General features: G+C 38.9%; 16 protein-coding genes, 1 other RNA gene and 1 other annotated feature. Of the genes, 14 read left to right on the top strand and 3 right to left on the bottom strand.

Annotated elements, in window-relative coordinates; genetic code table 11:
* The first annotated feature begins 5 nt into the window (after positions 1–5).
* The 4 genes from recJ to dtd all read left to right on the top strand — a co-directional run bounded on the left by recJ (position 6) and on the right by dtd (position 6,035).
* A complete protein-coding gene (recJ, locus tag J5J03_RS13880) occupies positions 6–2,327 on the top strand; it encodes a single-stranded-DNA-specific exonuclease RecJ (RefSeq protein ID WP_208590319.1) in 2,322 nt (773 codons plus the stop codon).
* On the top strand, positions 2,317–2,829 hold the full coding sequence (locus tag J5J03_RS13875; RefSeq protein WP_208590317.1) for an adenine phosphoribosyltransferase: 513 nt from the start codon (positions 2,317–2,319) through the stop codon (positions 2,827–2,829). The genes recJ and J5J03_RS13875 overlap by 11 nt, the downstream gene beginning before the upstream one ends.
* 533 nt (positions 2,830–3,362) lie before the next feature.
* Entirely contained in the window at positions 3,363–5,567 is a 2,205-nt protein-coding gene (locus J5J03_RS13870) for a RelA/SpoT family protein (RefSeq protein WP_208590315.1), read from the top strand.
* 21 nt (positions 5,568–5,588) lie between these two features.
* A complete protein-coding gene (gene dtd, locus J5J03_RS13865) occupies positions 5,589–6,035 on the top strand; it encodes a D-aminoacyl-tRNA deacylase (RefSeq protein WP_208590312.1) in 447 nt (148 codons plus the stop codon).
* 42 nt (positions 6,036–6,077) lie between these two features.
* Here the strand turns inward: dtd and J5J03_RS13860 are convergent, their stop codons facing one another.
* Positions 6,078–6,980: an N-acetylmuramoyl-L-alanine amidase gene (locus J5J03_RS13860; RefSeq protein ID WP_208590311.1), complete on the bottom strand. Its 903-nt coding sequence runs from the start codon at positions 6,978–6,980 to the stop codon at positions 6,078–6,080.
* An 83-nt stretch (positions 6,981–7,063) separates the two neighbouring features.
* Between J5J03_RS13860 and J5J03_RS13855 the strand changes: the two genes are divergently transcribed.
* The 4 genes from J5J03_RS13855 to ssrS all read left to right on the top strand — a co-directional run bounded on the left by J5J03_RS13855 (position 7,064) and on the right by ssrS (position 10,869).
* Complete coding sequence (locus J5J03_RS13855; RefSeq protein WP_208590309.1) at positions 7,064–7,237, top strand: hypothetical protein; 174 nt, start codon at positions 7,064–7,066, stop codon at positions 7,235–7,237.
* Between the two features lie 46 nt (positions 7,238–7,283).
* Positions 7,284–7,498 (top strand) — a binding site (T-box leader).
* Positions 7,499–7,557: 59 nt separating this feature from the next.
* Positions 7,558–8,820, top strand: a complete 1,263-nt coding sequence (gene hisS / locus J5J03_RS13850) for a histidine--tRNA ligase (RefSeq protein ID WP_208590307.1) — start codon at positions 7,558–7,560, stop codon at positions 8,818–8,820.
* An 11-nt stretch (positions 8,821–8,831) separates the two neighbouring features.
* Positions 8,832–10,583, top strand: a complete 1,752-nt coding sequence (gene aspS / locus J5J03_RS13845) for an aspartate--tRNA ligase (protein WP_208590305.1) — start codon at positions 8,832–8,834, stop codon at positions 10,581–10,583.
* Positions 10,584–10,671: 88 nt separating this feature from the next.
* Positions 10,672–10,869, top strand: a non-coding RNA gene (gene ssrS, locus J5J03_RS13840) — 6S RNA.
* A 311-nt stretch (positions 10,870–11,180) separates the two neighbouring features.
* Here ssrS and J5J03_RS13835 read toward each other — a convergent pair.
* Together J5J03_RS13835 and J5J03_RS13830 are read right to left on the bottom strand one after the other, a co-directional pair.
* A complete protein-coding gene (locus J5J03_RS13835) occupies positions 11,181–11,900 on the bottom strand; it encodes an RsfA family transcriptional regulator (RefSeq protein WP_208590303.1) in 720 nt (239 codons plus the stop codon).
* Between the two features lie 278 nt (positions 11,901–12,178).
* Positions 12,179–13,441 carry a replication-associated recombination protein A gene (locus tag J5J03_RS13830; RefSeq protein WP_208590301.1) on the bottom strand — a complete coding sequence of 421 codons (1,263 nt, stop codon included), beginning with the start codon at positions 13,439–13,441 and terminating at the stop codon, positions 12,179–12,181.
* A 228-nt stretch (positions 13,442–13,669) separates the two neighbouring features.
* Between J5J03_RS13830 and cymR the strand changes: the two genes are divergently transcribed.
* The 6 genes from cymR (at position 13,670) to ltrA (ending at position 21,566) form a co-directional block, all read left to right on the top strand.
* Positions 13,670–14,089, top strand: coding sequence for a cysteine metabolism transcriptional regulator CymR (gene cymR / locus J5J03_RS13825; RefSeq protein ID WP_018931487.1), 420 nt, complete (start codon positions 13,670–13,672; stop codon positions 14,087–14,089).
* An 18-nt stretch (positions 14,090–14,107) separates the two neighbouring features.
* Positions 14,108–15,250 (top strand): cysteine desulfurase family protein, encoded by a 1,143-nt coding sequence (locus J5J03_RS13820; protein WP_208590299.1) that lies wholly within the window; start codon positions 14,108–14,110, stop codon positions 15,248–15,250.
* Between the two features lie 13 nt (positions 15,251–15,263).
* Positions 15,264–16,373 (top strand): tRNA 2-thiouridine(34) synthase MnmA, encoded by a 1,110-nt coding sequence (mnmA, locus tag J5J03_RS13815; RefSeq protein WP_208590297.1) that lies wholly within the window; start codon positions 15,264–15,266, stop codon positions 16,371–16,373.
* 249 nt (positions 16,374–16,622) lie between these two features.
* Positions 16,623–17,288, top strand: a complete 666-nt coding sequence (locus J5J03_RS13810) for a tetratricopeptide repeat protein (RefSeq protein WP_208590295.1) — start codon at positions 16,623–16,625, stop codon at positions 17,286–17,288.
* 18 nt (positions 17,289–17,306) lie between these two features.
* Complete coding sequence (recD2, locus tag J5J03_RS13805; RefSeq protein WP_208590294.1) at positions 17,307–19,676, top strand: SF1B family DNA helicase RecD2; 2,370 nt, start codon at positions 17,307–17,309, stop codon at positions 19,674–19,676.
* A gap of 630 nt (positions 19,677–20,306) precedes the next feature.
* Entirely contained in the window at positions 20,307–21,566 is a 1,260-nt protein-coding gene (gene ltrA / locus J5J03_RS13800; protein ID WP_208585947.1) for a group II intron reverse transcriptase/maturase, read from the top strand.
* Positions 21,567–21,644 lie beyond the last annotated feature (78 nt).

The following is a 21,644-nucleotide window of genomic DNA, read 5'->3' as shown; positions in this document are numbered from 1 at the left end:
AATTTATGTTAGAGAGTCAATCAAACTGGATTTTTACATATAACAATAAAGACGAAGTAAATATGGACAGTTTAGCAGATGTAAATGTTTCTCCTGTAATTAAACAACTATTGTTACAAAGAGGAATCGATACAGCTGATAAAGCCAAAAACTTTCTAAATCCAAGCCTAGAATTACTTCATAACACGAATGGTTTCTCTCAAATTGATAAAGCTGTGAACCGAGTGAAGCAAGCTATTGATGCAGGGGAAAGTATTCTAGTATATGGTGACTACGATGCTGATGGTGTGACATCAACTACAGTGATGATCGAGGCATTACGTGAAAGTGGTGCGATGTGTGATTATTATATACCGAATCGATTTACAGAAGGTTATGGTCCTAATGAAGGGGCTTTTCGTGAAGCACATCGACAAGGATTTCAACTTATTATTACGGTGGACAATGGGATAGCTGGGATCAACGAAGTTGCTGTTGCTAATGAATTAGGTATGGATGTTATTATAACGGATCATCATGAGGTGCAAGAATCATTACCGGAAGCTTATGCTATTATTCACCCAAAATGTTCAGATAGTTATCCTTTTAAGGAGTTAGCTGGGGTAGGTGTTGCATTTAAATTTGCGGAACATTTACTCGGATATTTTCCTAAACAGTTTCTTGATCTGGTCGTCATTGGAACAATCGCAGACTTAGTTCCATTGCAAGATGAAAATCGGATACTAGTACATTATGGTTTGCAAGCACTAACCCGTTCTGAGCGTAAAGGGATCAAAGCATTAAAAACATTGTGTCAAATAGAAGGAAATGCTACTGAAGAAGATATTGGATTCAGAATTGGACCGCGGCTTAATGCAGTGGGGCGCCTCCAGGATGCGAACTTAGCTGTTGACCTTTTGTTAACGGATAATCCTGAAGAAGCGGAAGAACTGGCTAATTATGTTCAGGAACTTAATACCGAAAGACAAAAAATCGTTGCCGATATTACAAAAGAAGCGATAGAAATGTTCGAGTCATCTGATACGGAAAAGCGAGTAATTATCGTTGCCAAAGAAGGCTGGAATCAAGGTGTACTAGGAATTGTTGCATCCAAACTGGTCCAGAATTACTATCGACCAGCTATTGTACTTGCCATCGATCCGGAAACAAATCAGGCAAAGGGATCTGCCCGTAGTATTGAAGGCTTTGACATGTTCCAAAATTGTATGCAACACCGAGACTTATTTACACATTTTGGTGGGCATGCTCAAGCTGCCGGAATGACATTGCCAACCGAAAATATTATAGAATTAGAAGAAAAATTAGATCGATTAGCACAAGAGCAATTGACAGATGCAGATTATAAACCGCAGTTGACTGTCAGTGGTAAATTATCTATCAGCGATATTGATATGTCTTTGTTGGAAACGATCGACCAGCTAGCACCGTTTGGGATGGCAAACCCTAAACCTCTTTTTCATATAGAGGCAACTCCGTCTGAGATAAGGCAAATTGGCGCAACTAAAAATCACTTGAAGATGAAGTTTGTCGATGCTGGTGTACAAATGGATAGTATTGGATTTGGTTTTGGTGAGAAGGTACCATTCCTCGCTAAACAGACACCAATCGAAGTGGTAGGGGAACTGCAAGTTAATGAATGGAATGGCATCCGCAAGCCTCAAATGATGATAAAAGATATAGCTGTGACCAGTTGGCAGCTTTTTGACTATAGAGGAACAAAGAACTGGCAGCAACATTTGGAGAATAATCTGGAAAACCACTACTTTGTGAGTTTTCAAGGCACTAACTATGATCAAATAGCTGTCTGTGATAAAGATACAGTATTAAATCTTACTCAAACCATTGAAGCGCTATATTTACTTGATCTACCTGAAACTTTAGATGACATTCGCGAGCTTGTTCAAAAAGTAGATTTTAAACGGTTGATGGTATGTTTCTCCACAAAAGATAGTGATTATTTTCGGGCATTACCAACTAGAGAGGAATTTAAGTGGTTGTATCAGTTAATGTTAAAGCGTAAATATTTTGATTACAAAGTAGATGCTCCGAAACTTGCCCAATACAAAGGTTGGAAATTAGAAAAAATAAAATTTATGTTCCAGGTTTTTCATGAACTGGAGTTTGTAACTCGTAAAGAAGGTTTAATTGTGCCAGCTGAACAACCGTCTAAAAAAGATTTAGCAGAGGCACATGTTTATCAAGATCGAAAAAGGTGGATGGAGTTAGAAGAAATATTAATTTATTCATCGTATACACAATTAAAAACATGGATATCTGAGCAAATGAATGTTGAGATACATGAGGAGGAAATGGTTTATGGATTATAAAAAGTATATTACAGTAGTAGAAGATTGGCCAAAAGAAGGGGTTCGCTTTAAAGATATTACAACATTAATGGACAATGGCCCTGCTTATAAAGCAGCTGTTAACGAAATTGTCGAATATGCTAAAAGTAAAGATGTAGACATCATTGTAGGCCCTGAAGCAAGAGGCTTTATTGTCGGTTGTCCAGTATCCTATGCATTAGAAATCGGATTTGCACCAGTTAGAAAAGAAGGAAAACTTCCTCGAGAAGTAATAAAAGTTGATTATGGTTTAGAATACGGTAAGAATGTCTTAACGATCCATAAAGATGCAATCAAGCCTGGGCAACGCGTGTTAATAACAGATGACTTATTAGCAACTGGTGGAACGATCGAAGCAACAATTAATCTCGTAGAGCAGCTTGGCGGTATTGTAGTAGGCTGTGCATTCTTGATCGAATTAACCTACTTGAACGGACGTGACAAACTAGAAGGATATGATGTATTAACATTGATGGAATACTAAGAATAACTTGTGCCAAATGAAGAAACTTAAAAAAGTTACATGGTCACTTCATAAGGTACTTACTTGAGCATGAGTTCGGCAACAAATCGGACTCATGTTTTTTAACTTTAAATAAGGCAAGTGTAAGATGACAGTATTTATAAGCTGCGGAAGGGCTGTCCTGCTCCGAGGAAAAAGCCTTCTCTTCCGGGGATAAATGATTATATCCAGGGAAGGGAAGTGGGCAGCCGGAGTGGTAGTGATCATTATTGATATGTTTCAAATTAATGTATAAGGTTATTACGCTACTTCGAACAAACAGCATTTTCACAACTTCGCAGTTTTTATCCATTCCGAATCAGATAATGTGAGTAGGATTGCCACCGAATGATCACTATAGTTAGTGATGTTAAGTATAATAATTAGTACATAATAAATAAATGAAGTAAAATGTCGAGAAATGAAAGGTATAGGAGGAAAATTTGCTTTATTTTTGGTATGATAGATAAAACACGTTTTATAACGTAGTTAGTCTAATAGTAAAAGGTGATTATATGGCAAAAGATAGAATTTTAGCGCCTGAGGATATATTTGAAGAAGCTAAAAGTTATTTAAATGATGAAGATATTCGCTTTATCAAGTCTGCGTATGAGTATGCGGAAAAAGCACATGAGGGACAATTTCGTAAGTCAGGAGAGCCATATATCATTCATCCTGTTCAGGTCGCTGGAATCTTACTGGATTTAAAATTAGATCCCGAGACGATAGCTAGTGGTTTTTTACATGATGTCGTCGAAGATACATCAGTTACTGTGGAAGACCTGGAAATGGAATTCAATGAAGAAATTGCAATGCTCGTTGATGGTGTAACAAAGCTCGGGAAAATTAAATATATGTCAAAAGAGGCTCAACAAGCTGAGAACCACCGCAAAATGTTTATTGCGATGGCTAAAGACATCCGTGTTATTTTAATCAAGCTTGCAGACAGATTACACAACATGCGGACGTTGAAACATTTACCTGCTGAAAAACAACGTCGTATCTCGAATGAAACGTTAGAGATTTTTGCACCTTTGGCACACAGGTTAGGTATTTCGGCAATTAAATGGGAATTGGAAGACACGGCACTTCGTTACTTAAACCCACAACAATATTACCGTATTGTTCACTTAATGAAACAAAAACGCGAAGAGCGTGAACATTATATTGATGAAGTAATGGAAGAAGTAAAAAAACAATTGAATGATGTTAATATTGAAGCTGACTTTTCCGGCAGACCGAAACACTTATATAGCATTTATCGGAAAATGATGTTACAGAAGAAGCAATTTAATGAAATCTACGATCTGCTAGCAGTACGTATTATTGTATCCAGTATTAAAGACTGTTACGCTGTTTTAGGTATTATCCATACATGCTGGAAGCCGATGCCAGGTCGGTTTAAAGACTATATAGCCATGCCAAAACCAAACTTGTATCAATCCCTACACACGACGGTAATCGGACCAAAGGGAGCGCCTTTAGAGGTACAAATTCGTACAAAAGAAATGCATGAAATAGCAGAATACGGTATCGCAGCACACTGGGCATATAAAGAAGGTAAGAAGGTCAATACTACTCAACAGTCTAACGAAGACCGCCTTGCATGGTTCCGTGAAATTTTAGAGTGGCAAAATGACGCAAATGATGCTGAAGAATTTATGGAATCATTGAAGGTAGATCTTTTTTCAGATATGGTTTATGTATTTACACCGAAAGGCGATGTCATTGAATTACCAAGAGGATCGGTTCCAATTGATTTTGCCTATAAAATCCATACGGAAGTCGGAAATCATACGATTGGTGCCAAAATAAACGGAAAGATGGAACCACTTGATTACCAATTAAAAAATGGGGATATCGTTGAAGTGATGACATCGAAGCATTCTTATGGACCTTCACAAGACTGGCTGAAAATGACGCAAACATCGCAAGCAAAAAATAAAATAAAGCAGTTTTTCAAAAAACAGCGTCGTGATGAAAATGTCAGTAATGGACGCGAGATGGTGGAAGAGGAGCTAAAACAAGCAGGCTTTGAACCAAAAGAAGTATTAACAGAGGAAAATATTGATCTGGCCCTAGATAAGTTCAGTTTTGGTACAGAAGAGGATATGTTTGCAGCTGTTGGTTATCATGGCATTACAGCAGCACAAATCGTCACTAGACTAACAGAAAAAATTCGTGAACAGCAGGAAAAGGATAAAAATATTGAAGAAACGATTGAGGAAGTTAATGCAAGTGGCCAATCGATAAAGAAAAAATCAAAAAGAGATTCTGGTGTACGAGTAGAAGGTGTTGACAACATGCTGATTCGTTTGTCTAAATGTTGTAACCCGGTACCTGGCGATGATATTGTCGGGTATATTACGAAAGGTAGAGGCGTTTCCGTGCATCGTAAGGATTGTCCGAACGTGCAGGCAAACGAAGCAAAAGATCGTTTAATCCTTGTCGAATGGGAAAATACAGAATCAGAATCTAAATCCTATCATGTTGATTTGGAAATATCCGGCTATGACCGTCGCGGATTATTAAATGATGTACTACAGGTTATTAATGAATCGAAGACAAATATCATTGCAGTAAATGGTCGTTCTGACCGCAACAAAATCGCGATCATTAATGTGACCATTCTCATTCATAATATTAATCATTTACGTCGAATTGTTGATCGATTAAAACAAATTCAAGATGTTTATACCGTTGAACGAACGATTCAGTAAAAAGGCAGGTAGAGAAATAGCATGAAAGTAGTATTACAACGAACAAAAGAAGCTTCCGTTACGGTAGATGACCAACTAGTGGGCCAAATAGAAAATGGCTATGTCGCATTAGTCGGTGTCACACATGAAGATACGGAAGAGGATGTTAATTATCTTGTTAACAAAACGGTAAACTTACGTATTTTTGAAGATGAAAACCAAAAGATGAACCTATCCTTGAAAGACGTAGGTGGCAGTGTGCTCTCGATCTCACAATTCACACTCTATGGGGATGCAAGAAAAGGGAGAAGGCCAAACTTCATGCAGGCAGCCAAACCTGATTATGCCGAAAAACTATATGAACAATACAATCAAAAATTAAGAGCAGAAGGTATTAACGTTCAAACAGGGCAATTTGGAGCCACGATGAACGTATTCCTGACCAACAACGGTCCTGTTACCATGATTCTTGAGAGTGGAATAGAGTGATAGGATAATAAAATCGAGTTGACACTAATCAACTCGATTTTATTATCTGAAATATTGTTCTAGTCCTATTAAGACGCCTCGGCTCATTGCTTCGAGGAATGCTCGCGATTGAATCTTCTTTTCCTCTGTTTCATTCGAAATAAAGCCAAGCTCCAATAATAGTGATGGGCGATGGTTGACTCGCAATACATGTAAATCTCGTTGTTCAATCCCACGATCATGCATGTCTGTTTCATTAATAATCCCACCGTGTACATACTCAGCAAGTTGCTGATCCCGTTCAGATAAATAATATGTATCAATCCCTTGTACCTCTGGTAACTCAGGGGTACTATTATAATGTATACTGAGATAAACATCAGCTCGCAGCAAGTTGGTATGTGTTGTTCTGCTGGTTAACGGCACATATTGATTATTATTACGAGTAAGATATACATCCGCACCGTGTTCTTCTAGCTTTTCACGTAATACTTGTGCAGTCTTTAATGTATAATCACTTTCAAAACCACCTGAAGCACCGATAGCACCAACATCCCTTCCACCATGACCAGGGTCTAAGACGATTTTTTTACCTGCTATGCTATTGTCCAATTGCTTATGTGTTTCCGTTGAATTTGCAACGGAATCTGAGCTTCTTTCATTTTCTTCCTCCATCTTTTTATCGTCATTTTGCGATTCAGACTCTTCTGTAATCGAAAAATAATCCTGGTGGATCCATCCTTGATGATCTCCTAAATCGATTTTAGCCCATTCACCAGATTCCTCGAGAACTGGATACTGTTCAGGAGGATTTACACTTGTAATGATATCGTAATCTGTACCAGGTCCACTTCTTACGTTTAAATTTTCTCCTTCAATTTGCGCATCTTTTGCATAAATAAGTAAAGATATTGAAAAAATAAAAACAAAACTAATGATTGTCAGGAAAAAGATTTTTCTTTTCACAATTGGTATCGCTCCTTCGACATATGATCACTGATATCTTACCGGAATCATAACTAAAAGTAAAAAAAGGATGAGAACAACGAATGCATACTCATTACAAACATAACAGAAAAGCAGCAACAAGTCACCAATACACCAAAAATGCTCATCATTTTCATGAATTTCAACCAAGGAACTATCAAACAGAAATTGCAGCACAATTTGATATTCCTCTGCACTCTACCCAAAAAATAGCGAAAAACCGAAAACAAACTTGACAAAAACATTCACGAACGATTATGATATAATAAATTCTAAAGATAACTATAGCTAATGATGGAAAGAGTAGCGAAGAAACAATAGGAAAGAGAGAGAATTCCCGAGGCTGAAAGAATTCTTGCTAACTGACTTACGTGAAAGACATTCCGGAGGCTTTATACCGAATAGAGTAGGTATAAACGTAACAGGCGTTAACTGTTTGAGTGGAAGTAATCATACTTCAACTAGGGTGGCAACACGGGTAATCTCTCGTCCCTTTTTTAGGGGTGGGAGTTTTTTTATGTCCATTAATCTAGAGAATGTGTGAGGGGGAGATCTTATGAAAGCACCTAGAGGTACGCAAGACCTGTTACCTGGTGTGACGGAAAAATGGCAATATGTCGAAGGAAAATTGAAGGAGTTAAGCAATAACTACCATTACCAAGAAATTCGTACACCGATCTTTGAACATACTGAATTATTTCAGCGTGGTGTCGGTGATACAACAGATATTGTCCAAAAAGAAATGTATACTTTTTTAGACAAAGGAGATCGAAGTATTACCTTAAGACCAGAAGGAACAGCTTCTGTCGTTCGCTCATTTGTTGAGCATAAGTTGTTTGGTTCTCCTAATCAACCGACAAAGCTATTTTATATCGGACCAATGTTTCGCTATGAAAGACCTCAACAAGGCAGAATGCGACAATTTGTACAATATGGAGTAGAGGCATTAGGCAGTGCTGATCCCGCGATCGATGCAGAAGTTATTTCATTGGCAATGAATGCTTATCAAACATTAGGCTTGCAGTCATTAAAACTTGTGATAAATAGTCTAGGTGATCAGGAAAGCAGAGAAAATCACCGTCAAGCGTTAATCGATCACTTTACACCAGTGAAAGAAGAATTGTGTGATGACTGCCAGACACGTTTAGAACAAAATCCTTTACGTGTATTAGACTGCAAGAAAGACCGCGAACATCCCAAAATGCAAGATGCACCATCCATATTAGAATACTTAAATGACGAATCAGAAGCATATTTTGAAAAGGTAAAAGCATACTTAGATGCAATGAATATTCCATACGAAGTGGATCCAAATTTAGTACGTGGTCTAGATTACTATAATCACACCGCATTTGAGATTATGAGTAATGCGGAAGGATTTGGAGCTATTACCACATTATCAGGTGGAGGCCGGTACAATGGATTGGTTGAGAATCTTGGAGGACCTGAAACACCTGGAATTGGTTTTGCGCTAAGTATAGAACGTCTACTAATGGCATTAGAGGCAGAAGGTGTTGAGTTACCAATTGACAGCCAACTTGATTGCTATGTTGTGTCATTAGGGGATGCTGCCAATCTAAAAGCAGCGACAATCGTTAATGAATTACGTCAAGCAGGTATTCAGGTAGATAAGGATTATCAAGCAAAGAAATTTAAAGGACAATTTAAAGCAGCTGATCGCCTTCAAGCAAAATATGTACTAGTTCTGGGCGACGATGAATTAGCTAATAATCAAATCGCCGTAAAAAACATGGAGACTGGTGACCAAGAAACAGTTGCTTTAGATCAATTAACAGAACACATGCAAGGTATTTTATAAGGGGGAGAATCATGCGAACTTTAGCAGGAACTTTACGAAAAGATCACGTCAATCAAGAAGTTACACTCAAAGGTTGGGTACAAAAACGTCGTGACCTTGGCGAAATTATTTTTATTGATTTGCGTGACCGATCAGGCGTTGTCCAAATCGTATTTAATGCTGAAAACAGTAAAGAAACACATGCGATTGCCGACAGTGTCCGTAGTGAATACGTCATTGAAGTAAAAGGCGAGGTAGTAGAAAGAGATGCTGAAACGGTTAATCCAAAAATCGATACCGGTGATATTGAAGTAATCGTCAGTGAAATTAAGGTGTTGAACGAAGCAAAAACACCTCCATTTACATTAACAGATGACCTCGATGTTTCGGAAGATATCCGTTTAAAATACCGTTATTTAGACCTGCGTCGTGAGGTCATGCAGGAAACATTCAAATTACGTCATCAGGCAGCACAATCCATTCGTGAATTTTTAAACAGTGAATCCTTTTTGGAAATGGAAACACCAATGTTAACCAAAAGCACGCCAGAAGGTGCACGTGACTATTTAGTACCAAGTCGTGTACATGAAGGTTACTTTTACGCATTACCTCAATCACCACAATTATTTAAACAATTATTGATGGTAGCAGGTTTTGAAAAATACTATCAATTTGCTCGTTGTTTCCGTGATGAAGATTTACGTGCAGATCGTCAACCGGAATTCACCCAAGTTGATATCGAAACATCTTTCATGGCGATGGATGATATTTTAGATATGACAGAACGTATGATGAAAAAAGTAATGAAAGAAGTCAAAGGAATCGAGATTGAAACGCCATTCCACCGCATGCCATACGATGAAGCAATGGAGCGTTTTGGTTCTGATAAACCTGATGTACGTTTTGATATGGAATTAGTGAACCTTTCCGAAGTAGTGAAGGATTCAGGCTTTAAAGTATTCCGTCAAGCAATTGAAAATGGTGGAAAAGTAAGTGCCCTTAACTTACAAGGGAAAGCAGAATATTACTCCCGTAAAGATTTGGACAATATGACAGACTTCGCAAAGATTTATGGTGCAAAAGGGTTAGCTTGGCTGAAAGTAGAAGAAGAAGCTTTAGTAGGACCTATTGCAAAATTTTTCTCGGAAGAAGAACAAGCACAATTCCGCAGTATGCTTGATGCTCATCCAGGTGACATTTTGTTCTTTGTAGCTGATGAAAAACAAGTCGTATATGACACATTAGGTGCATTACGCTTGAAGTTGGCTAAAGATCACGATTTAATTGATGAAAGTAAATTTGAATTTCTCTGGGTCACAGACTGGCCACTATTAGAATATGATGAAGAGGAACGGCGCTATCATGCAGCTCACCATCCATTCACAATGCCGTTTGAGTCTGATTTTGACAAATTGGATACAGATCCAGGAGCAGTTCGCGCACAAGCGTATGACCTAGTATTGAATGGATATGAGCTAGGTGGAGGTTCACTTCGTATTTATCAACGTGAAATGCAAAATCAAATGTTTGAAAAACTAGGCTTCACGAAAGAAGAAGCAGAATCTCAGTTTGGTTTCTTACTTAATGCATTAGAATATGGTGCACCACCACATGGAGGTATTGCTTTCGGATTTGATCGTTTCATCATGTTGCTTGCAGGTCGCACGAATTTACGTGATACCATTCTATTCCCAAAAACAGCATCAGCATCAGATCCAATGACAGAGGCACCAAGTTCTGTTGATAGTAAACAGTTACATGAATTACATTTAAAATTAAAATAAATGTAAAGAAATGGTTAAGGTATTGTAAAGTAATACCCTTGAATTCCAAAATTCGATATGCTATTATGTAGTTAACAACAAGATAACAAAAATCCTGATGTGTTCGTCGGATTATTGACGTTTTGACCGAACACCAATTACATCGGGAGCTCGGTGTTCTTATATGGTGTGCATGCCGCTTTACTTATATGAAAAATAGCGGAAGCATGAAGTATAGGACAGGGCACCCACCTGCTAGGAGCGGGATCAAAACTTCATCACTTACGACGGCACAATTGGGATTGTCGATTAAAATTAACAGACACATCATTTTTTAATGGTGTGTCTTTTCTATATGTCGAAACGAGTAGTACTGAAAATCCTTGAAGAGTTTTGAATGGAATGGTAAGGACAATTAAGGTTTAAGGTGATTTGGAAGTGCAGATATTCTGATTAGTTTTTAAGAAAAGAGTTCATTTTACTCAGCAGATTAAATTGTAGTACAACCTCTATTTCCCGCGGACAGAAGAATGTCAAAATCGAGATAAAGTGTTCACGAGAACAGCTCTAGCACAAAAATAAAAGACAGCTTCTAAAGATAGCTGCCTTTTATTATTATTATTTTGCTACTTGTTCTAAATTTCCGTTTTTATCCATGCGGAATTTTGGAATCGGACGTGATTCCTCTTCTTCAAACACTACCATCTTTCTAGCACGTTCGACAATTTGCATAAAGGCTTGGTAGTCTTCCTTCATCGTTTGTAATTCCTTCTCTAATTCTTTTACTCTTTTTTGTTCACTATTCAATTGGTTTTGTAGTTGCTCATTTTCTTGCAATAGCTTTTGGTTACTGGCTTTTGAAGATTGTGCTAGTTTTTGCTCTTTCTTCAAATATTGTAAGTATCGAATAACTTGATCTAGATCTATACTATAATCTTCCTGATAAGACTCAGCAATTGGAGTAGTTTCGGGTTGAGCTTGTTCACGGTTTGAGTTCCAATTCAACATCGAATATACTTCTTCTTCAATCGTTCTATTTGTCTCATTTTCTTGTTGACTAGTTTGTACACTAGGAGGTGTATAAACGTTACTCTGTTTGGCAAGTGCTCTTTTCCTGTCTTTCCGTTGCTTTTTCGCGATCTGTACAGCTTGTTCATAGTTTTGGCGCACTTCCGCATTCCATCTGAATCCGCAAGCTGCAGAAGTGCGATTTAATTTATCGCCTACTTCATCAAAAGCCCTTAATTGTGTACTCCCTTCTCGGATATGTCGTAATACTGTTTCTGCTAATAATAGGTCATCTTCATGTGACCATGCATCTTGACGTACTTTCGCCATGTATGTTCACTCCTTGTTTGGTTCTGATATTTTTTTAATAGATAGTTAAGCAAACAGAGATGTCTAGCTCCAAGCACCTAAAAACTAGTGCCCTTCCTTCAGCTTCGTACGATAAGTCATCATCAGTTCCTCCGTCACTGTGATTCCTTTTATCTCCTACGCTTCAGTCCAGGTCATACGTTTTTGATCAGGCGCTTTTTGCTTTTCTAATAGATTGATAATCGTGCGAATAGATTAACTTATTTGCTATTGTCACCAGAAAAGGAGTGAATTAAACACTATTTTTTCATTTTTTGATATATTTGTTGTAAATTTTTTTCGAACTTACCGGTATCCTTAGGCTGATAGTATTGTTTATGCTTGATTTTATTGGGTAAATATTGTTGCTTAACCCAGCCGCCTTCATAGGCGTGAGGGTATTTATAATCGACTCCACGGCCAAGTGCTGCTGCTCCTTTATAATGCGCATCTTTTAAGTGTGCAGGTATTTCACCGGTATCACCACTGCGAATATCAGCAAGTGCTGCATCTAATGCCGAATAAGCACTGTTCGATTTTGGAGATAAACATAACTCGACAATAGCCACTGATAAAGGAATACGGGCTTCCGGAAAGCCAACACGTTCAGCGGTCTCGACTGCAGCTAAGGCTCTTGGACCAGCTTGCGGATTTGCAAGTCCAATGTCTTCATATGCACAAACCAGCATTCTCCGGGCAATACTTTCTAAGTCACCAGCTTCGATCAGTCGTCCTAAATAATGTAATGCGGCGTCAACATCACTGCCGCGAATTGATTTTTGAAAAGCCGATAATACATCGTAATGCGCATCTCCACCTTTGTCATGAGAGAAGCTCTTTTTTTGCATACAAGCTTCAGCATTCGCTAAATCAATCACGATCTGATCATCGGTGTGAGGCGTAGAGTAAGCTGCTAGCTCTAGTCCATTTAGGGCAGCTCGCAAGTCACCATTACAGGCATTAGCAAAATGTTCTTTTGCTTCTTGCTCCACCGCAAGTGGCAACTTCCCTAAACCATTTTCTTCATCTGCAATCGCACGATCTAATGCTTCGATAATATCTGACGGTTCCAGCCGAAAGAGTTCAAAAATATGAGAACGACTTCGGATCGCAGGATTGATCGAGTGATAAGGATTTGACGTCGTACAACCGATTAATGTAATTAGATTTGATTCTACATGTGGCAAAAGAAAGTCTTGTTTTGCTTTATCAAGTCGGTGTACCTCATCTAATATGACGACAAGCTGTCCCGACATTTTTGCTTCTTCTACAGCGATCTGCATATCTTTTTTCTTATCAATAGCTGCATTCAATAGTTTATAGCGAATGCCTAAACTATTAGCAATACCGATTGCCATAGAAGTTTTCCCTGTGCCTGGAGGTCCATAGAATACCATAGAATGGAGTCGGTTTGCGTCAACCATTCTTCTGATCATTTGGCCTTCTCCTACTAAATGTTGTTGTCCGATTACTTCATCTATATTTTGTGGTCTCATTCGAAAAGCAAGTGGTTGATTTGCCATGGTAACATCCTTTCTATGACTTCTAGAGCAAGCAGCTTGACATTTTTTAGCTGCTTTCTTAATATAGGCAAGTATGTAATGATTAGAAAAGCTTGGCTAACAGCATTAGTTTTTTCTTTTTTACTTGCTATGAATTGTTCTGCAATTAGTATATCATTCATGCTATAATAACAACTAATGACGAACATTGTATATAGATAATTTGAAGGGGAAAAATGAGGTGTAATCATGAAGATATCTACGAAAGGGAGATATGGACTTACGATTATGATCGAGCTGGCAAAAAATAATGGTAATGGCCCGATGTCGTTAAAAAGTATCGCCAAAGAAAATAATTTATCAGAACATTATTTAGAACAATTAGTAGCCCCATTGAGAAATGCAAGCTTAGTAAAAAGTATTCGTGGTGCATATGGTGGTTATGTATTGGCAAAAGAACCGAATGAGATAACAGCTGGTGATATCATCCGAATTCTAGAAGGACCAATCACGCCGGTTGAGGGAATTGAGGAGGAAGAGCCAGCCAAACAGGAGCTTTGGATCCGAATTCGTGACGCAGTGAAAGATGTACTCGATACCACCACATTAGAGGACTTGTCCACTTATGGGGAAAAAGGTGTACAGGATCCTTACATGTTCTACATTTAAAGAAAAGAGTTGAAAGTAATGAAAGCTATCTATTTAGATCATGCCGCGACAACACCGGTACACCCGAAAGTTGCCGAGGCAATGACAGAAAGCTTGCAAGAGAATTTTGGTAATCCATCTAGTATTCATTCATTTGGACGGAAAGCTAGACAGGTTTTAGATAAAGCACGTTCGGTTGCAGCCCAATCTATAAAAGCTACCGAAAAGGATATTGTATTTACAAGTGGTGGAACTGAAGCGGATAATATCGCTATAACCGGAGTTGCGCTAGCCAATCAAGATAAAGGGAAACATATTATCACAACAAAAATCGAGCACCATGCAACCTTACACACGGTTGAAAATCTTGAAAAACAAGGCTTTGAGGTAACTTATTTAGACGTGAATGAACACGGTGTAATTGAGCTCCAACAATTGAAAAATGCTTTGCGTGACGATACCATTCTGGTGACCGTTATGATGGTAAACAATGAAACAGGTGTGATCCAGCCGATTGCAGAAATTGGGGAATTACTAGTGGATCATCAAGCTTATTTTCATACAGATGCCGTTCAGGCTTATGGTATGTTATCGATAAATGTTGGGGAACTTAAGGTTGATTTGTTAACCGTTTCTTCTCATAAAATTAACGGACCTAAAGGTTTAGGATTTTTATATGTTCATCCAGATGTAGCATTACAAGCGTTACAGTATGGAGGAGAACAGGAACGTAAACGTCGCCCGGGTACGGAAAATGTTGCAGCGATTGCCGGCTTCACAGAAGCAATTCAGCTGGTATTGACTGAAAGAGAGCAGCGTTATCAAGCCTATCAGAATTATCGTGATCGCTTTTTGCAAATCCTTCGCGAACGAGGTATTAACTTTTCCATTAATGGTGAAAAGAGCGAACGCGTACCTAATATCATTAATGTCAGTTTTCCTGGAGCCAATGTGGAAGCTCTATTAACCAATTTTGATTTGAGTGGTGTTGCAGCATCGAGTGGAAGTGCTTGTACAGCAGGATCAGTCGAACCTTCCCATGTGTTGAGCGCCATGTTTACGGAAAACAGTAGCTGTACGACTAATTCAATTCGCTTCAGCTTCGGATTAGCGAATAATCAGGAAAATATAGTAGAGGCAGCAGAGAAAGTGGCAAAAATCGTCCAAAGACTCACAAACTAAGGTGGTGACAACAATGAAAAAGAATGAAGATACACGTGTGATTGTCGGTATGAGTGGTGGTGTCGATTCATCCGTGACAGCCCTTCTGTTAAAAGAACAAGGCTATGATGTTGTTGGTATCTTTATGAAAAACTGGGATGATACCGATGAATTTGGTGTATGTACGGCAACAGAAGATTTCGATGATGTTGTTCGTGTATGTAATCAACTTGATATCCCATACTATGCTGTCAACTTTGAAAAACAATACTGGGATAAAGTATTTACTTACTTTTTAGATGAATACAAAGCAGGTAGAACGCCGAATCCTGATGTAATGTGTAATAAAGAAATTAAATTTAAAGCATTTCTTGACCATGCCCTTTCACTTGGTGCTGATTACGTTGCAACAGGACACTATGCCCAAGTAAGACATACTGGTGATCGTGTAGAAATGTTACGTGGTGTGGATGATAATAAAGATCAAACATACTTCTTAAATCAATTGTCTGAAGATGTGTTAAAAAGAGTTATGTTCCCACTAGGAAACTTACCCAAAACGGAAGTGCGCCGTATCGCCAAAGAAAACGGACTCGCTACAGCGAACAAAAGAGACAGTACTGGAATCTGTTTTATTGGAGAACGAAACTTCAAAGAATTCCTTAGTGAATATTTACCAGCTCAACCAGGTAAAATCATGACATTAGATGGGGAAGTAAAAGGTGAGCATGACGGTCTGATGTACTACACGATCGGCCAACGTCAAGGACTTGGTATCGGTGGTCCAGGTGGTCCATGGTTTGTCGTTGGTAAAAACTTGGAAGACAATGTACTCTATGTTGGAGCGGATTACCATAATGATGCATTATATTCCGACGCACTTATTGCAACGGATATTAATTGGATTAATGAAGCACCAACAGAAGCTTTCCATTGTACGGCAAAATTCCGTTATCGTCAGAAAGATAATGGCGTAACCGTTTATCCAAATGAAGATGGCACTGCTAAAGTCATATTCGATAATCCGGAACGTGCGATTACACCAGGACAAGCAGTCGTCTTTTACCAAGATGAAATCTGCTTAGGCGGAGGAACGATCGATGAGATTATGAAAGATGATAAATATTTAGATTATGTAGGATGATTTAGAGGGGCAGCATATTAATGTGCTGTCCCCTTTCGCTTAAAAAGGGGAAGAGATAAAACAAAAGTGTCCATCATCAGCTTGATGAAGGACAAAAGAAGAACAAATCAACAAAAAGTGTCTTTCATCAATCTGATAAAAGGCAAACGCGATATTCAGATACAAAATTGACCACCATACGATCAATCATCAGACAGTGCTTGCACGCTAATTCACTATTAAGCTAAAATAACAACAGGAGGTTTTAACATGACTGAAATGGACCAAGGGATTCAGTATATGAAAGAAGGCAAGCTGGAAGAAGCAGCACAATACTTTACAGATGCGATTGAAAAAAATCCACAAGATCCCATTCATTATATCAACTTTGGCAATCTACTTTTACATATGAAAGATTATGAGCGAGCTGAACGATTTTATCAAGAGGCAACAGAGCTTGATAAGAAAGCAGCAACTGCCTACTACGGATTGGGCAATGTTCAGTTTGAACAGGAGAAATACGACTCGGCAAAAGAACATTTTCAGAAAGCAATTAGTCTAGGCTTGGAAGAAGCCGATCCGTATTTTATGTTAGGGATGACTTTTTTGTACGATGAGCAGTTTAAATTATCACTTCCATATCTACAACGAGCAAGCGAGTTAAGCCCTGATGATGTTGATGTGCAATTTCAATATGGACTGGCACTAGCACAAACAGAGCAACTGGACTTTGCCAAATCTACTTTTGAAAGAGTATTGGAGTTACAAAAAGAACATAGTGATGCTCATTATAATTTAGGGGTTATCGCCTTATATGATGAAGATGTTGAGCAGGCATTGGAGCATTTTCATCAGGCACTCGAAATTCAACCTGATCACTTATTAGCAGGAAATGGTAAAAAGCAAATTGAAAAAATGCTTGAAGAAAACCAGTAAGAAATGGAGGTCTTTGTAATGGAGAATAGCCAACCAGCTGAACAAAAAAATTTCATAAAAGGTGAAATGATCCATACTATTTTTGAAAATAAACAAGAGCATTTCTCCATTGCAAAGATTAAGATTCTTGAAACCAATCAGCAGTTTGATGAAACAGAAGTCGTAGTGAAAGGATATTTCCGGCGCTTAGACCCTGGTGAAACCTATGAATTTTATGGACGGGTTGTTGATCATAAACGATTTGGTCGTCAATTCCAAGTGGAAAGCTATCAACGTTTTCTCCCTGAATCGAAGGAAGGCGTGATAGCCTATTTATCAAGTGATCTATTTCCTGGTATCGGTAAAAAAACAGCAGAACGAATTGTCGATACCTTAGGAGAATCAGCTCTATCTCAGATTCTGAATAATCAATCTGTTCTGGTTCAGGTAAAAGGGTTAGCGAAAGACAAACAGGAAAAAATTTATCAGATCCTGCAAGAAAATCAAGGGTTTGAACATATTGTCATTGTATTGTCGAAATATGGTTTCGGCCTGAAGATGGCTCAGAAAATGTATACAGCTTTTAAAGAAAATACATTAGAAACATTGCAAACCAATCCGTATGCTTTCGTATTTGAAGTGGAAGGCTTTGGTTTCATACGGGCTGATCAAATGGCTAAAGAGAATCATATTCCGATTGATCATCCTACTAGATTACAAGCAGCGTGTGTTTATATTCTGCAAAACAGTATTCAGGATGGTCATGTTTATTTACCTATTGATCAGTTGTTATATGAAATGGATCAATTATTAGATGGGGAAACAAACCAGATCGATGTTGACAAAATGACTGCTCAAATTGTCGAGCTAAATACAGAAAAACAAATTATTGTAACGGACAAAAAAGTCTATTTACCATCTCTTTATTACTCGGAAACTGGTTTCTGCGCACAAATTAAACGAATTGCTGACAAGAAGGTTGAACGAGCATTTACTGATGCAGAATTGTTAAAAATAGTCGGTGCTATTGAGGAAGAAGAAGTATTAAGTTATGGAAAAGAGCAATATCAAGCACTGGAAACCGCATTATCAGAGAAAATATTCATCTTAACTGGTGGACCAGGAACCGGTAAAACAACGGTTATTAAAGGAATTATCAATGCTTATGCTGAGATTCATGATCTTTCATTGGATCGAGATGATTATAAAGAAGACGAAGAATATCCATTTGTATTAACCGCACCAACTGGTCGTGCAGCCAAAAGAATGAAAGAGTCTACAGGGATTGACAGTGTGACAATTCACCGTCTATTAGGCTGGGATGGTAATGAGACATTTGATAAAGATGAAAATAATAAATTAGAAGGAAAAATTCTCGTTATTGACGAATTTTCTATGGTTGATATATGGCTTGCTTATCAATTGTTTCGTGCGATTCCGGATGATATGCAAGTAGTAATTGTAGGAGATGAAGACCAACTGCCATCTGTCGGCCCAGGACAGGTGCTTGCAGATCTGTTAAAAAGCGAGGTCGTCTCATCCGTTTCACTCAAGGAAGTGTATCGGCAAAAGGAAGGCTCCAAAATCATTCAGCTTGCTCATGAAATCAAAAATAATCATGTACAGCCAGATAGCTTAACCAAAGCAAATGATTTTAGCTTTTTAACATGTCCGGATTACCAGGTTGTTAATATTGTGACGCAGGTAGTGAAAAAAGCGCATGACAAAGGAGTGGACTTACGGCAAATTCAGGTGCTAGCTCCAATGTACCGTTCAAAAGCAGGTATACATCGGTTAAATACAGAGCTCCAAGCAGTGATCAACCCGCCACAACAAGGTAGAAGGGAAATGCGTTTTGGTGATACTGTATTTCGAAAAGGGGACAAGGTCATCCAACTTGTCAATCAACCAGAAGATGGTGTGTTTAATGGTGATATAGGAGAAGTTGTCGCGATTTTTGAAAAAGATGAGAATGTTGACCAAGAAGAACAAGTTGTTGTAAGTTTTGACGACAAAGAAGTTGCTTATGCTAAAGCAGATTTGATGAATCTGATGCATGCTTACTGTACATCAATTCATAAGTCACAAGGTAGTGAATTTCAAATTGTCATTTTGCCAATTATCCCGGGATACAATCGCATGCTGCGCAAAAACTTGATCTATACAGCGATTACCCGTGCTAAACAATCACTTGTCATGTGTGGTGATAAATCAGCATTTTTACGAGGTGTGCAAACAGAAGATACTAATCAACGTTATACATCACTTATTACGTATTTACATGAATTATTCCAAGTACAAGAAAATAAAGCAGAAAATGAAGGAGAGCAGAAATTAACAGCAGATGAACAACTGCTTGCTGTAGAAGTAGGTCAAGAAGATTTTTCACCTTATGACTTTATGGAGTAATAATGAAGGAGATGACTTCCTGAAGTTTTGTTGGAAGTATTCCTTTTAAGCAGAGATTGGTATTACCATCTCTGCTTTTTTGGTGTGCCGGGCATGCATCTAAACTCTAGGGTTCAAGTCCCGAACTGGGAAGGCAGTAGTACCAGTTAGCCAAGGACAAGGGTGTCTAGGGCGACCTAGAATCTGAAGGAAGTCGGAGGCAAATTCCCGCCTTGAGGAACACGAACTTCATAGAAGGCTATTTATACTTGGATGAGACTGCCAAACACATCAAAGTCCATACTGCCGAAGGGTATAGGTAGTAAATGAAGCAAGGATATGGGGAGGAAGTGTAGATGCTTACCCCGGGAGGTCTGATAGCAAAGCGGTACACTTACCGTAACCGGATGTGTGAACATTCACTGAACTATCAGAAGTCAGCAGAAGCCATAGTACCTGTTTCTTCTAGAGGAACAGGGAAGGGCGGAATCAGGAAAGGAACATGATCACTTGGGATACGTATGGTTTGATGAAGCAGAAACACAAGTTCCTTCCTCATGGAGGAAACGGTGAATCCCGTGGGGGACATGAGAAGGGTGGAGAACACATACCACATAAAGAGAACGATCATGTACGTAGGAGAGAGAACGAATGTTAAAACAAATACTGTCACGAGAGAATCTACTACAAGCTATATGGCGTGTAGAAAAGAATAAAGGAAGCCACGGAATCGACCAAATGCCCGTACAAAACCTACGAGTGCATTTGAAAGAGAACTGGACAATCCTCAAGCAACAATTGGAAACAGGAACCTATCAACCTCAACCGGTCCGTCGAGTCGAAATCCCGAAACCAGACGGTGGAAAGAGGAAGCTAGGGATTCCAACCGTGACAGATCGCTTTCTACAACAAGCGATCGCACAAGTGTTGACCAAAGTATATGACCCGCAGTTTTCGGACCATAGTTATGGATTTCGTCCCCAAAGGCGAGGTCATGACGCGGTGAGGAAAGCAAGAGGGTATATACAAGAAGGCTGTCGTTGGGTAGTAGATATGGATCTAGAGAAATTCTTTGATAAAGTACATCATGATCGTTTAATGCGCACCCTGAGCAAACGGATTAACGATCCAAGAGTGCTGACATTAATCCGTCGCTATCTACAAGCAGGAGTCATGGAGCAAGGACTTGTTCAGTCGAACACAGAAGGAACACCACAAGGTGGCCCGTTAAGTCCTTTACTCTCTAATATTGTCTTAGATGAATGGGACAAAGAATTGGAGCGCAGAGGACTGCACTTCGTCCGTTATGCGGATGATTGTCAAATCTACGTTCGTTCCAAAAGAGCAGGACAGAGAGTCAGACAAAACATGACGGAATTCCTGGAAGGAAAACTAAAGCTGAAAGTGAATCAACAAAAGAGTGCGATTGATCGTCCATGGAGACGAAAATTTCTAGGATTCTCCTTCACCAGTCACAAGAAGAGACCAAAGGTTCGCATACCAAAAGAGAGTATTAAGAGGCTCAAAGATCGAATCCGTTCCTTAACATCAAGGAAAGAAAACATCAGTATGGAGACCAGAATCGAACGATTAAATCGGTACTTAATCGGTTGGATAGGATATTACCAATTGACCGAGGCACCAAGTGTTCTGAAACAGATAGATAGTTGGATCCAACGTAGACTCCGCATGATTCGATGGAAAGAATGGAAGTTGGTCAAGACAAGGTATCGAGAATTACAAAGGTTCGGTGTGAAGAAGGAGAAAGCGTGGGAATGGGCCAACACAAGGAAAGCCTATTGGCGGATTGCGAACAGCCCCATTTTACACAGAACCCTCGGCAACCGATATTGGGGAAGCCAAGGACTAGAAAGTTTGTTTATTCGTTATCAATTTTCACGTATGACTTGAATGAAATCGCCAAATACGGAACCGTATGTTTGGTGATGTGAGAGGGTCGGAGGTTAGTCACCTCCCCCTATCTCGATT

This window comes from Gracilibacillus suaedae, assembly GCF_017599345.1.
In the GTDB taxonomy this organism is placed as follows: Bacteria; Bacillota; Bacilli; order Bacillales; family Amphibacillaceae; genus Gracilibacillus; species Gracilibacillus suaedae.
This window is presented reverse-complemented; position numbering and strand designations above follow the sequence as displayed.

Excerpts from the sequence above, each read along its gene's own strand:
- recD2 (WP_208590294.1), top strand. The coding sequence starts at position 17,307 with ATGGAGAATAGCCAACCAGCTGAACAAAAAAATTTCATAAAAGGTGAA.
- J5J03_RS13835 (WP_208590303.1), bottom strand. The coding sequence starts at position 11,900 with ATGGCGAAAGTACGTCAAGATGCATGGTCACATGAAGATGACCTATTA.
- J5J03_RS13810 (WP_208590295.1), top strand. The coding sequence starts at position 16,623 with ATGACTGAAATGGACCAAGGGATTCAGTATATGAAAGAAGGCAAGCTG.
- J5J03_RS13855 (WP_208590309.1), top strand. The coding sequence starts at position 7,064 with ATGCATACTCATTACAAACATAACAGAAAAGCAGCAACAAGTCACCAA.
- dtd (WP_208590312.1), top strand. The coding sequence starts at position 5,589 with ATGAAAGTAGTATTACAACGAACAAAAGAAGCTTCCGTTACGGTAGAT.
- J5J03_RS13870 (WP_208590315.1), top strand. The coding sequence starts at position 3,363 with ATGGCAAAAGATAGAATTTTAGCGCCTGAGGATATATTTGAAGAAGCT.
- mnmA (WP_208590297.1), top strand. The coding sequence starts at position 15,264 with ATGAAAAAGAATGAAGATACACGTGTGATTGTCGGTATGAGTGGTGGT.
- hisS (WP_208590307.1), top strand. The coding sequence starts at position 7,558 with ATGAAAGCACCTAGAGGTACGCAAGACCTGTTACCTGGTGTGACGGAA.
- J5J03_RS13820 (WP_208590299.1), top strand. The coding sequence starts at position 14,108 with ATGAAAGCTATCTATTTAGATCATGCCGCGACAACACCGGTACACCCG.
- J5J03_RS13875 (WP_208590317.1), top strand. The coding sequence starts at position 2,317 with ATGGATTATAAAAAGTATATTACAGTAGTAGAAGATTGGCCAAAAGAA.
- ltrA (WP_208585947.1), top strand. The coding sequence starts at position 20,307 with ATGTTAAAACAAATACTGTCACGAGAGAATCTACTACAAGCTATATGG.
- aspS (WP_208590305.1), top strand. The coding sequence starts at position 8,832 with ATGCGAACTTTAGCAGGAACTTTACGAAAAGATCACGTCAATCAAGAA.
- J5J03_RS13830 (WP_208590301.1), bottom strand. The coding sequence starts at position 13,441 with ATGGCAAATCAACCACTTGCTTTTCGAATGAGACCACAAAATATAGAT.
- recJ (WP_208590319.1), top strand. The coding sequence starts at position 6 with ATGTTAGAGAGTCAATCAAACTGGATTTTTACATATAACAATAAAGAC.
- cymR (WP_018931487.1), top strand. The coding sequence starts at position 13,670 with ATGAAGATATCTACGAAAGGGAGATATGGACTTACGATTATGATCGAG.